This window comes from Pseudomonas sp. NPDC089534 (genome assembly GCF_044749305.1).
In the GTDB taxonomy this organism is placed as follows: domain Bacteria; phylum Pseudomonadota; class Gammaproteobacteria; order Pseudomonadales; family Pseudomonadaceae; genus Aquipseudomonas; species Aquipseudomonas ekonensis.
Map to the genome: position 1 here is coordinate 20,087 of NZ_JBIVHR010000071.1, position 11,951 is coordinate 32,037.

General features: G+C 66.3%; 8 protein-coding genes, 1 tRNA gene and 2 pseudogenes. 5 read left to right on the forward strand and 6 right to left on the reverse strand.

The genetic code is table 11. The annotated features are described in order from the left end of the window. Positions 1-109 precede the first annotated feature (109 nt). The 3 genes and pseudogenes from ACIP0B_RS20165 to ACIP0B_RS20175 all read left to right on the forward strand — a co-directional run. Positions 110-748: pseudogene (locus ACIP0B_RS20165) on the forward strand (PAS domain-containing protein); the annotation flags it as partial. 156 nt (positions 749-904) lie between these two features. Next, a pseudogene (locus ACIP0B_RS20170) lies at positions 905-1,336 on the forward strand (methyl-accepting chemotaxis protein); the annotation flags it as partial. Between the two features lie 154 nt (positions 1,337-1,490). Then, positions 1,491-2,090: a flavin reductase family protein gene (locus ACIP0B_RS20175; RefSeq protein WP_400835403.1), complete on the forward strand. Its 600-nt coding sequence runs from the start codon at positions 1,491-1,493 to the stop codon at positions 2,088-2,090. On the opposite strand, the gene ACIP0B_RS20180 is transcribed toward ACIP0B_RS20175, so the two are convergent. The 3 genes from ACIP0B_RS20180 to ggt form a co-directional block, all read right to left on the reverse strand. After that, entirely contained in the window at positions 2,087-2,611 is a 525-nt protein-coding gene (locus ACIP0B_RS20180) for a hypothetical protein (RefSeq protein WP_400835405.1), read from the reverse strand. The two genes, ACIP0B_RS20175 and ACIP0B_RS20180, sit on opposite strands and share 4 nt — an antisense overlap. 179 nt (positions 2,612-2,790) lie before the next feature. Beyond that, the gene (locus ACIP0B_RS20185) at positions 2,791-3,603 is read right to left on the reverse strand and encodes an effector binding domain-containing protein (protein ID WP_400835407.1); all 813 of its coding nucleotides are present in this window, start codon (positions 3,601-3,603) and stop codon (positions 2,791-2,793) included. 59 nt (positions 3,604-3,662) lie between these two features. Beyond that, positions 3,663-5,495 carry a gamma-glutamyltransferase gene (gene ggt, locus ACIP0B_RS20190; RefSeq protein ID WP_400835409.1) on the reverse strand — a complete coding sequence of 611 codons (1,833 nt, stop codon included), beginning with the start codon at positions 5,493-5,495 and terminating at the stop codon, positions 3,663-3,665. Positions 5,496-5,650: 155 nt separating this feature from the next. Between ggt and ACIP0B_RS20195 the strand changes: the two genes are divergently transcribed. After that, positions 5,651-6,751 (forward strand): DUF2817 domain-containing protein, encoded by a 1,101-nt coding sequence (locus ACIP0B_RS20195; RefSeq protein WP_400835411.1) that lies wholly within the window; start codon positions 5,651-5,653, stop codon positions 6,749-6,751. Between the two features lie 64 nt (positions 6,752-6,815). Here ACIP0B_RS20195 and ACIP0B_RS20200 read toward each other — a convergent pair. Then, positions 6,816-6,892: transfer RNA gene (locus ACIP0B_RS20200), tRNA-Met, on the reverse strand. A 114-nt stretch (positions 6,893-7,006) separates the two neighbouring features. After that, positions 7,007-9,064, reverse strand: a complete 2,058-nt coding sequence (locus ACIP0B_RS20205; RefSeq protein ID WP_400835413.1) for a methyl-accepting chemotaxis protein — start codon at positions 9,062-9,064, stop codon at positions 7,007-7,009. 332 nt (positions 9,065-9,396) lie between these two features. Here ACIP0B_RS20205 and ACIP0B_RS20210 point away from each other — a divergent pair, with 332 nt between their 5' ends. Beyond that, the gene (locus ACIP0B_RS20210; protein WP_400835415.1) at positions 9,397-10,611 is read left to right on the forward strand and encodes an MFS transporter; all 1,215 of its coding nucleotides are present in this window, start codon (positions 9,397-9,399) and stop codon (positions 10,609-10,611) included. A 263-nt stretch (positions 10,612-10,874) separates the two neighbouring features. Here the strand turns inward: ACIP0B_RS20210 and ychF are convergent. Further along, positions 10,875-11,951, reverse strand: a 1,077-nt coding sequence (gene ychF / locus ACIP0B_RS20215) for a redox-regulated ATPase YchF (RefSeq protein ID WP_400835417.1), incomplete at its 5' end; no start/stop codon positions are given.

Genomic DNA, 11,951 nt, shown 5'->3' on the forward strand with positions numbered 1-11,951 from the left:
TACCCATCGGTGCTTTCCCATGTTCAATACACGCCTGAAGCAAGAGCTGGCGGCTCTTCGCGAAGAACTCTCCAGCCTTCTGCAAGTGAAGGAGAGTCTGGAAAGCGAGATGCTGGTGCTGACCCTTGAGCCCGACGGACGGATTCAGTCGGTCAACCAGAATTTCCTCAACGAGATGGGCTACAAGAGCCACGACCTGATCGGCCGGGCCCTGGAAGACATCGTGCCGGCCCATGTGAAGTCCGATGAGTTCCACCATCGCTTCCGTGCCGCCTTGACCCGCGGCGAACATTTCGCCGGGGCCGTGCGCCTGCTGCGCGGCAATGGCGAAGAAGCCTGGCTGCGTTCGATCGCGCAGCCGATCCGCTCGTCGGACGGGCGGATCAAGTATTTCGCGATCTACTCCAGCGACCTGACCCGCACCATCGAGGCTTCCCGCGAGCACGAGAACCTCATCGGCGCCCTGGTGCGTTCGACCGCCGTGATCGAGTTCGACCTCAACGGCAACGTGCTCAGCGCCAACGACCGCTTCCTCAACGGCATGGGCTACAGCCTGGCGCAGATCCAGGGCAAGCATCACCGCATGTTCTGCGATCCTGCGGAGGCCGGCAGCGCCGACTACCAGAACTTCTGGCGCCGCCTGAACAACGGCGAGTTCGTGGCCGGCCGCTTCAAGCGGGTGGACAGCCATGGCCGCACCGTGTGGCTGGAGGCCTCCTACAACCCGGTGGTCGACGCCAACGACAAACTCTACAAAGTGGTGAAGTTCGCCACGGTGATCACCGACCAGGTGAATCAGGAGCAGGCCGTCGCCGAAGCCGCCAACATCGCCTACAGCACCTCGCTGCAGACCGACAGCACCGCCCAGCGCGGGACGGCGGTGGTGACCGAAGCGGTCAACGTGATGCGCGACCTGTCGCGGCACATGCAGACCGCCGGCGAAGGCATCGAGGCGCTGAACGAGCAGTCGCTGGTGATCGGCACCATCGTCAAGACCATCAGCGGCATCGCCGAGCAGACCAACCTGCTGGCGCTCAACGCCGCCATCGAAGCGGCCCGCGCCGGCGAGCAGGGCCGGGGCTTTGCGGTGGTGGCCGACGAAGTGCGGCAACTGGCCTCGCGCACCAGCCAGGCCACCGAAGAGATCGTCGGCGTGGTGCGGCAGAACCAGGACATGGCGCGCAACGCCGTGGCCCTGATGACCGACGGCAAGCTCCAGGCCGAACAGGGGCTGGCGCTGGCGGCCGAGGCGGGCACCGTGATCGTCGAGATCCAGGACGGCGCGCAGAAGGTGGTGAACGCGGTCGGCCAGTTCGCCAACCAGCTGTCCAACTGATTCAAGGCTTCACCCCGTGGGGGCGAGCCGGCCCGCGACGGCATCCGTTCAATCGCTTTGCGGGCGACTGACACGGCGCCCTCGCGGGCAGGCTCGCTCCCACTGCGCTTGGGCCTGAGGCTACAATCGGTTCCTTTTCCCGGAGCAGATGCCCATGAGCGTTTCCCACCGCCGCCCGGTTCCCCTGAACAAAGCCTACCGCCTGCTCAACCACGGCCCGACCGTGCTGGTCAGCGCCGCCCACGACGGCCGGCGCAACATCATGGCCGCCGCCTGGGCCATGCCGCTGGACTTCGAACCGCCGAAAGTGGCGGTGGTGCTCGACAAGTCCACCTGGACGCGCCAGCTGCTGGAAGCCAGCGGCACCTTCGTGCTCAACGTCCCTTGCGCGCTTCAGGCCGACATCGTGCAGACCGTCGGCTCGACCTCCGGGCTGGAGATCAGCCGGGAACAGGGCCAGGACAAGTTCCAGGCCTATGGCCTGCAGACCTTCGCCGGCGAACAGGTGCCGGCGCCGATGCTCGACGGGTGCGTGGCGTGGCTGGAGTGCCGGCTGCTGCCCGAACCGCACAACCATGAGCGGTACGACCTGTTCCTCGCCGAAGTGATAGCCGCCCAGGCGGACGAGCGTGTGTTCAGCGAGGGCCGCTGGCACTTCGACGGACAGGACGGTCTGCGCACGCTGCACCATGTGGCCGGCGGGCATTTCCTGAAGATCGGCGATCCGGTGGACGGCAAGGCGCTCAAGGCCTAAAGGCGAATGTGGTTCTTCACGTGGGCGCGGGTCGGCTGAGGCAACAGAAAGTCGTGCAGCAACGACACCCAGGCCGACAGCACCAGGGTCAGGATGCCCAGCAGGGCGTTGGCCAGCCAGTGCTTGAGCGCGATGGGCTCCGCCTCGATGAACGGCGCGATGATCAGGAAGCCGACGATCGCGCCGAGCCCGGTGCGCAGCAGCGTGAGAAAACTGGTGCCGACCTCGGCGGTCACCTGGTAGATCGACTCGAAACGCTCACGCATGCGGTCGGTCTTGAGCCGGTACAGTTTCTTGTGCAGGCACACCAGGCTGTAGATCAGCAGCAGGCACACGGCGTGGTCGATCACCGGCGTGCTGGCCAGCAGGGCCTGGAGCATGGCGTGCAGCTCCGAGGGGCGTGTGGAGTGCATCAGCAGCGGCACCGTCCCCAGCAGGAAACCGACGATCAGTTCGGTTCTGAAACGCCGCAGAAACCTTCCGAAATCCGCGTATGAATTGCTCTGCCAGCGGTTGCTCATTGGATGCCGTGCCTTGTGCAGTTGGAGATGTAACACTTTAAATCAACGGCTTCAGGGCGGATGTCTGACGCTTCCTCGGATGTTGCAGGGCATTTCCCCACACGGCGTGAGCAGGCCGGGCGAGGTTGCCCGCAACAGGTTTGTTTCCTCGGGGCGGTGTCGAAGTGTCCGAGGCGGCGTCAGTCTTTCAATGGAATGTACAGCTCGACCACGCTGCGCGGATCCATCGGGCCGAAGAAGCGCTCGCCGCAGTATTCGAACTCGATGCCTTCGGCCGGCGCCATGCCGGCGGCGGGCAGCCATTCGCTGTAGGCCGCGCGGAAGGTTTCCGGCAGCGTCGTCACCGGGCCATGGTGCTCGACGCGGGCGTAGCGGCGGGCGGGAATGTGCAGTTCCACCATCCCGTCGGGCAGGCGGGCATCGCTGCCCACCGGCAGGCCGGCGACGTAACGCCACTGACCGTCCGCCAACGGCTCGCATACGCCGAACGTGCCGACCGGGTCATGCAGGCGGTCGATCTCGGGTTCCCTGGGCTCGAAGCGCTCCCACATCTGGGCGATGGAGCCTTCTTCTCCTTGCTGCCAGCCCATGCCCATGATCCGCAGGGCGGGGTAGTCGACCGGTTCGGGCACTTGCAGGGCCGGCATCCCCCGATCCGGCTGCGCAAGGTAGCGGGTCAGCTGGCCGAGCACGTTCTCGCTGCGCTGGATGTCCGCCCGCAATTGCCGGGCGTGGGTTTCCAGGGTCTCGCGCATGGCGCCGACGCTGTCGAGCGCGCCGCCTTCGGCCAGCGAGCGGATGTCGTCCAGCGCCATGCCCAGGCCCTTGAGCCAGAGGATCCGGCCGAGGGCGACGATCTGATCCGGGCGGTAGTAGCGGTAGCCGTTGTCGCGCCCGGTGAGCGCCGGGCTGAACAGCCCGATGCTGTCGTAGTGGCGCAGGGTCTTGGTGGTGAGCCCGTGGCAGCGGGCCATTTGTCCGATGGTCAGCATGTATCTTTCCTTTTTTTGGCTGCTGGGGACTCACGGTAAGGCTTGCCCTTAGGGCAAGCTCAATCCCCCAGCGCCTCGCCTTCGCGGCGCGGATCCGCCCCGCCTTCCAGCGATGCCTTTCCTTGCGCATCCCTGACCCGGACGATGGCCTGGGTGCCGCTGGTCATGTCGATCTCGCTCACCGTGTGCCCCCGGGCCTTGAGCGCCTGGATCAGGGCCGGGCTGAACTGGCCCTGTTCCAGCTCCGTGGGGCCGTTGCGGCTGCCGAAGTTGGGGAGGCTGATGGCGCCTTGGGCGTCGAGGTTCCAGTCGAGCAGGCCGACGGTGGTCTTGGCCACGTACTCGATGATCTGCGAACCGCCGGGGGAGCCGACCGTGGCGACGAACCCGCCGCTGGCGCGGTCGAAGATCAGGGTCGGCGCCATCGACGAGCGCGGGCGTTTGCCGGGCTCGACGCGGTTGGCGACTTTCTGTCCGTTCTCCTCGGGGATGAACGAGAAGTCGGTCATCTGGTTGTTCAGCAAGAAGCCCTGGACCATCAGGTGCGAGCCGAAGGCGGCTTCGATGGTGGTGGTCATGGAGATCGCGCCGCCGAAGTCATCCACCGCCACCACTTGCGAGGTGGAGATGCGCAGCGGCGAACGGTCCGGTGCATAGGCCACCTGCACCCCCGGCGGCGTGCCCGGCCGGGCGCTGCCCATGCTGCGCTCGCCGATCAGGCCGGCGCGGCCGGCCAGGTAGCCCGGATCCACCAGGCCCTTGACCGGCACCGGCACAAAGTCAGTGTCGGCCACGTACTGCGCGCGGTCGGCGTAGGCCAGGCGTTCGGCCTCGGCGATCAGGTGCACGGCTTCGGGGGCGGGCTCAATGCCGGCGGGCAGGTCGGTCTTGCGGGGCTTGAGCGGCGTCAGCGCCAGGCGCGGATCGCGGCTCTCGAGGGCCTGCAAGGTGCCGAGGATCTGCGCCACGGCAATCCCCCCCGAGGACGGCGGCGGCATCCCGCAGACCTGCCAGCGCTTGTAGTCGGTGCACAGCGGCGCGCGCTCCTTGGCCTGATAGCGGGCGAGGTCGTTCAGCGACAGGCTGCCGGGGTTGGCGTGGCCCTGCACCTTGGCGACGATCTCTTCGGCGATCGGGCCCTTGTAGAGCGCATCGGCGCCTTCGCGGGCGATGCGCTTGAGCACGGCGGCCAGCTCGGGATTGCGCAGGCGCGTGCCGACGGCCTTGACGCTGCCGTCGGCATTGAGGAAATACCTGGCCATGTCCGGCGATCGGGCGATCACAGGGTCGGACGCCAGCAGCGAATGCAGGCGGGGAGAAATGGCGAAGCCATCCTCGGCGAGTTTGATCGCCGGCTCGAACAGCGTCGCCCACGGCAGGCGGCCGTGCTGCCGGTGCGCCAGCTCCAGTGCCCGCATCACGCCGGGCGTGCCGACCGAGCGCCCGCCGATCTGCGCCTGGGGGAACGGCATCGGTGTGCCGTCCGCCCGCAGGAACAGCTTTTCGGTGGCCCCGGCCGGCGCGGTTTCGCGCCCGTCATAGGTGCGCACCTGCTTGCCGTCCCACAGCACGATCATCGCGCCGCCGCCGATGCCCGAGGATTGCGGCTCGACCAACGTCAGCACCGCCTGCATCGCAATCGCCGCATCGATGGCCGAACCGCCCTTGCGCAGCATCTCCCGGCCGGCCTCGGCGGCCAGCGGGTTCGCGGCGGCGGCCATGTGCCGGCTGGCGTGGCTGGCCTGAAGGCCGGTGCGGTAGCCGGAGGCGGCTTCCGGTGCCGGCGGCAGGGTCGAGGCGGGCGGGGCGTTGCAGGCGGCGAGGGTGAGGGCGCTGAGGATCAGGGGCAGGGCAGTCAGGCGAAAACGGCTCAGGGGCAGGGCTGGAAACACGCGGGCTTCTCCGTCCGTGGGGTGAAAAGACTGACGGACTGTATCGGCCGACCGTGCGGGACGCAAACCGCCGGGTACTTTCTCCTTCAAGCCCCGGTGGATTTTCTGTAGGGTCGAAGGCACACGTGACGCCAGAAAACCTACAAGAGGCCTCCATGGACAACGCATTTGCCACACACACCGGCTACCGCCTTCAGCGCGAACGCTTTCTCGCCGCCGCGAACATCGCCGGGGCGACCCTTTCTTCCTACGCGCATCCGCTCAACGGGCCGTTCGGCGAACCGTTGAGCACCGATGTCGCGGTGCTGGGCGATCCCCAGGCCAAGCGGCGTCTGGTGGCCATCAGCGGCACGCACGGGGTGGAGGGCTATTACGGCTCCGACTGCCAGATCGACTGGCTGAAGCAGTTCACGCCTGACCAGTTGCCCAGGGATGTCGCGGTGGTGATGGTGCACCTGATCAACCCGTGGGGCACGGCGTGGCTGCGCAGGGTCAACGAGGACAACATCGACCTCAACCGCAATCACCTGGACTTCTCCCGACCGTTGCCGGACAACCGGGGCTATGCGGCGCTGCACGGGATCTATGCCTGCATGCAGCTCGACGGCCCCGAGCGGCAGCGGGCCGATGCCCTGCTTGACGCGCAGATCGCCGAACACGGCTGGCCGGCGGTGATGTCGATCGTCGAGGGCGGCCAGCACAGTCATCCCGACGGATTGTTCTATGGCGGGCGGGAACCGGCCTGGTCGAACCGCACCTTGCACCGCATCGTCCGGCAGCACCTGGCGGGCGCCGACACCGTGATGTGTTTCGACCTGCACACCGGCGCGGGCGAGTACGGCCACCCGATGCTGCTGACCATCACCCAAGCGCCCTATCCGGCACTGGCCCAGGCCCAAGCGGTTTACGGCCCGTGGCTGTACACGTTGCACACCGGCGCCGATACCTTGAGCGAAACCGGCGTCGCGGCGACGGCCACCGGCTACACCTCCCAGGCGCTGCTCGATGCGCTGCCGGACGTGCGGATGATGCCGTTCGTGATCGAATGCGGCACCTATCCGGGGGCGCAGGTGCACCGGCATCTGCGCGACGACCACTGGCTGCACCTGCACGGCGATCCGCTCAGTGCGCAGGGGCGCAAGATCAAGCTCAATCTGCTGGAGCAGTTCTACCCGGCGGATCCGGACTGGCGGGCGATGGTGGGGCTGCGCACCCGGCAGATTTGGGCGAGGGGGTTGGCGGCGCTGGGCGAGTGATGCCCGGCGCTTTTCTCGGGGCATAAAAAAACGGCCTACCTTTCGGTAAGCCGTTTTTAGTACTTGGTGGCTACACAGGGACTTGAACCCCGGACCCCAGCATTATGAATGCTATGCTCTAACCAACTGAGCTATGTAGCCAAGTGGCGCGCATTATTCACCCGTAATGCAGATGCGTCAAGCGCGAATTCAAAATATTTCTTCTTATTTTCAACCGCTTAACCCGCCGGGCCCGAAAAACGGGGGGAGGAGGGGTCAGCGCAGCTGGAATCTCGCGGTGTTGGCGCTCAGCGCACGGCTGCCTTCGCTCAACGTGTCGGCCGCCAGATTCACCGCCCGGGCCCCTTCGAGCAGGCGCAGCGCCGCCTGATCGACCTGCTGGATGTTGCCGCTGACCTCATCGGCGGTGCTCGCCTGTTCATCGACCGCCGTGGCGATCTGCGCCAGGGTGTCGGTGACGCTCTGCACGGCGCTGGCGATCTCGCCCAGGCGTTCGCCCAGGCCGGTGACCGCCTGGGCGTCCGATTGCGCCTGGCCGCAGGCGGCTTCCATCAGGCTCACCGCTTCGCCGACGGTGGTGCGCAGGCTGTCGACCGTCCCCGCGATTTGCGCCGTGGACGACTGCGTGCGCTGCGACAGGCTGCGCACTTCGTCGGCCACCACCGCGAAGCCGCGCCCCTGCTCGCCGGCGCGGGCCGCCTCGATGGCGGCGTTGAGCGCCAGCAGGTTGGTCTGTTCGGCCACGCCGCGGATGGTGTCGACCACCAACTGAATCTGCTGCCCCTGTTCGCTGACCCGGCCCAGCGCCGCCGCCGTTTCGTTCAGCCGCTGATTGAGCTGTTGGATGCTGGCGGTGGTGCGTTGGCTGTCGCGGCTGCTGTCGGCGGCGATGCGCCGGGTGTGCTGGGCGCTGCCGGACGCCTGCTCGCAGCTCTGCGCCACGCCCTGGGAGGTGGCGGCCAGTTGGGTGGCCGCCGCGGCGATCTGGCTGATCTGCGACTGCTGCGCCTCGACTTCGCTCAAGGCGCCGCTGGAGTGGTCGTTGAGGCTGCGCACGGCCTGGCTCAACTGCGCGGTCTCGTGATCGACCCCCAGCAGGCTGCCGCGCAGTTGCACCACGGCAACGTTGAGCGCGGTGCTGATCGACGCCAGCTCGTCGCGGCCCTGCACCGCCACTTGCAGGCTCAGGTTGCCGTCGCGCAGGGCTTCGGCGAGCAGGGTGATGCCGCTGGCGCTGCGGCGGATCGAGGCCTGCAAGCAGAGGAACAGGTACAGCGCCAGCAGCAACAGGCAGCCGAACACCGCCGCCACGACGATGAACTGGCGGATGGCCGAACCGTGGTAGTCGTCCAGCCGCCCGTCGAGCGAGACCAGCGATTGCTGGCGCAGCGTCGCCAGGTTGCCGAGCAGGGCGTCGAGGCTGCGCTCGAAGTCGTCCGGCTTGAGGTTGATGCTGCCGCCGAACACGCCGTCGTCCAGCACCTTGAGGCCGGCATCGAGCTGCTTGAGGCTGTCGTGGTATTGCGCGGACCATCCTTGCAGGCTGCTCGGCAGGCGCGCTTCCAGCAGGCTGGCGGTCTTCACCAGTTGCTCGCGGGCGTCGCCGATGCGGCTGCGCAGGTCACGCAACTGCAAGCGGCTTTGCAGGGTGAACTGGCCGGACACGACCGAGGCCTGCCCGACTGCCGCCAGGCGCCCGACCCGTTCGATCAGGTCCGGCGCATGCTGGGTGGAAATCTGCGTCAACAGGTAGGTCTCCAGCCACGGCGCCAGGGTCAGGCGGTTGTCCATGGCGATCTGCTCCCGCAGCGCCTGGAGGGCGCTGAGGGCATTGGTGAAGCGGTCGTAGCCGTCCGGCCACCAGCCGACGCTGCCCAGGCTTTTCGAGTCCAGGCCGCCCAGCGCGGTCTGCAGGGCCTGGTAGCGGGTCAGGGTTTCGCCGCCGGCGCCTTCAGCCTGCAAGGCGTTGCCCAGATCGACCGTCGCCTGTGCGACGGCGGGCTGCACGCCATCGAACGCAGCCATCGCGGCGAGGGTGGCGGGCGTCGGCTGGCGGTTGGTTTCCGTGGCGCGCCAGCGGGCGGCGCGGTCGCGTTGGGCGGTGAGCAGGTTGTCCAGCGCGTCGAGGGCCAGCAACTGGCGGACGCCGGCCCGTTCGCCGGCGATGAGGTTGAGTCTGTCGCGGTAGTCCTGGCCGATCATCAACAGGCTGCCGGCCAGCGGCAGGATGAACAGCAGAAACAACAGCTGGAATTTGCGTGCGAAACCGAAGCGCCCCAGCAAACCGATCCCCGGCGATAAAAAAGCCTGCATGCCCCATGACTCCTCTGGACACCGCGCACCATCGGCGTGCGTCGCGGTCGTCGCGACCTCGACCGGTGCCCTGCTAAAAGGCCTCGAAAGTTCACTCTCGCCCGCTCTGTGGGCCGGCTCTGTAGCGAAACTTCCCATTCTCGGTCCCCTTTGTAAGGGGCCGCGTTCAAGGGGACAGACAAGGCAAGATTCAGACCATGGCGTTGCGCTATCACCTTCGCGGCGATGAACGTCTAGTTCGTTAGCTGGCTAAGGGGATGGCGCGGGCGCACCGAAAAATGGCACATTGACGCACCTGCCTGCGTGCACCCATCCGCTGTCCGGAAATTCCCATGGCCATCAGTAATGTCCAGTCCGCCGCTTCGGCGTCGGCACCTCCCCAAAGCAGCCCACTGGTGATGCGCATCATCGGCGCCGTGGCGCTGGCGCATTTGATCAATGACCTGATCCAGTCGGTGCTGCCGTCGATCTACCCGATGCTCAAGGCCAACTACGGCTTGAGCTTCACCCAGGTCGGCCTGATCACCTTGACCTTCCAGCTGACCGCTTCGCTGCTGCAGCCGTGGGTCGGCTACCACACCGACCGGCATCCTAAGCCGTGGCTGCTGCCGGCGGGCTCCGTGTGCACGCTGGTCGGCATCGTGATGATGTCGATGGTCGGCAGTTTCCCGCTGATCCTGCTGGCGGCGGCGCTGATCGGCATCGGCTCATCGACCTTTCACCCAGAAGCGTCCCGCATCGCGCGGCTGGCGTCGGGCGGGCGTTTCGGCCTGGCGCAATCGACGTTCCAGGTCGGCGGCAACGCGGGTTCGGCCTTCGGTCCGTTGCTGGCGGCGGCGATCATCATTCCCTTTGGCCAAGGCAACGTGGCGTGGTTCGGGCTGTTCGCCGTGTTTGCGCTGTTCGTGCTGTACCGCATCAGTCGCTGGTACGCCCATCACCTGAACCTGTTCAGGCTCAAGGCCGGTCAGGCGGCGACTCACGGATTGTCGAAGGGCAGGGTGACCGCTGCGCTGGTGGTGCTGGGGCTTTTGGTGTTCTCCAAGTATTTCTACATGGCGAGCCTGACCAGTTACTTCACCTTCTACCTGATCGAGAAGTTCGACCTGTCGGTGGCCAGCTCGCAGCTGCACCTGTTCCTGTTCCTCGGCGCGGTAGCGGCAGGGACGTTCTTCGGCGGGCCGATCGGCGACCGGATCGGACGCAAGGCGGTGATCTGGTTCTCGATCCTCGGCGTGGCGCCGTTCACCTTGCTGATGCCCCACGTCGACCTGTTCTGGACCAGTGTGCTCAGCGTGGTGATCGGCTTCATCCTCGCCTCGGCGTTCTCCGCGATCGTGGTGTACGCCCAGGAGCTGGTGCCGGGCAACGTCGGGATGATCGCCGGGGTGTTCTTCGGGCTGATGTTCGGCTTCGGCGGGATCGGCGCGGCGCTGCTGGGGCATCTGGCGGACATTTACGGCATCGAGCATGTGTACCTGCTGTGCTCGTTCCTGCCGCTGCTCGGGGTGTTGGCGATCTTCTTGCCGCGCACTAAGAAGGCCTGATACCGAGCCTGCTGGCGATGGCGCCCTCACTGCCGCCATCGCCAGCAGGCTGGCTCCCACAGGAATCGCGGGTGTCAGCAGAGTGGGCGGTCGCCGCCAATCCTGTGGGAGCTGGCTTGCCAGCGATAGTGCCGGCACTGCTGGCATCTCTGTCATCTGACCTGCCGCCATCGCTGGCAAGCCAGTTCTCACAGGGTTCCTTGGCGGGTGACAGGCACAAAAAAGCCGCGTATCGAACGCGGCTTTTTCATGGGCGCTGTGTGTTACACGTTGAAGCGGAAGTGCATCACGTCGCCGTCTTTGACGATGTAGTCCTTGCCTTCCAAGCGCCATTTGCCGGCTTCCTTGGTGCCGGCTTCACCCTTGTACTGGATGAAGTCGTTGTAGGCGATGACCTCGGCGCGGATGAAGCCTTTCTCGAAGTCGGTGTGGATCACGCCGGCGGCCTGCGGCGCGGTGGCGCCCACGCGTACGGTCCAGGCGCGGACTTCCTCGACACCGGCGGTGAAGTAGGTCTGCAGGTGCAGCATTTCGTAGCCGGCGCGGATCACGCGGTTCAGGCCAGGCTCTTCCAGGCCCAGGGCCTCGAGGAACATGTCCTTCTCTTCGCCGTCGTCCAGCTCGGCGATTTCCGCTTCGATCTTGTTGCACACCGGAACCACCACGGCGCCTTCTTCTTCGGCGATGGCCTTGACCACGTCCAGGTGCGGGTTGTTCTCGAAGCCGTCTTCAGCGACGTTGGCGATGTACATGACCGGTTTGGTGGTCAGCAGGTGGAAGCCCTTGATGATCGCCTTTTCCTCGGCGCTCATGTTCTTCATCAGGCTGCGCGCAGGCTTGCCTTCGGTGAAGTGCGGGATCAGCTGTTCCAGCAGGGCCTTCTGGGCCACCGCATCCTTGTCGCCGCCCTTGGCGTTGCGGGCGACCTTCTGCAGTTGCTTCTCGCAGCTGTCGAGGTCGGCGAAGATCAGTTCCAGGTCGATGATCTCGATGTCGCGTTTCGGATCGACGCTGTTGGAGACGTGGATCACGTTCTCGTCTTCGAAGCAGCGCACCACGTGGGCGATGGCGTCGGTCTCGCGGATGTTGGCCAGGAACTTGTTGCCCAGGCCTTCACCTTTCGACGCACCGGCCACCAGGCCTGCGATGTCGACGAATTCCATGGTGGTCGGCAGGATGCGCTTCGGATTGACGATTTCCGCCAGGGCGTTCAGGCGCGGATCCGGCATCGGCACGATGCCGCTGTTCGGCTCGATGGTGCAGAAGGGGAAGTTCTCGGCCGCGATCCCGGACTTGGTCAGGGCGTTGAACAGGGAGGACTTGCCGACCTTAGGCAGGCC

Coding starts and splice junctions, on each gene's coding strand:
- ACIP0B_RS20185 (WP_400835407.1), bottom strand. CDS start 3,603: ATGCTGACCATCGGACAAATGGCCCGCTGCCACGGGCTCACCACCAAG.
- ACIP0B_RS20195 (WP_400835411.1), top strand. CDS start 5,651: ATGGACAACGCATTTGCCACACACACCGGCTACCGCCTTCAGCGCGAA.
- ACIP0B_RS20210 (WP_400835415.1), top strand. CDS start 9,397: ATGGCCATCAGTAATGTCCAGTCCGCCGCTTCGGCGTCGGCACCTCCC.
- ACIP0B_RS20180 (WP_400835405.1), bottom strand. CDS start 2,611: ATGAGCAACCGCTGGCAGAGCAATTCATACGCGGATTTCGGAAGGTTT.
- ACIP0B_RS20175 (WP_400835403.1), top strand. CDS start 1,491: ATGAGCGTTTCCCACCGCCGCCCGGTTCCCCTGAACAAAGCCTACCGC.
- ACIP0B_RS20205 (WP_400835413.1), bottom strand. CDS start 9,064: ATGCAGGCTTTTTTATCGCCGGGGATCGGTTTGCTGGGGCGCTTCGGT.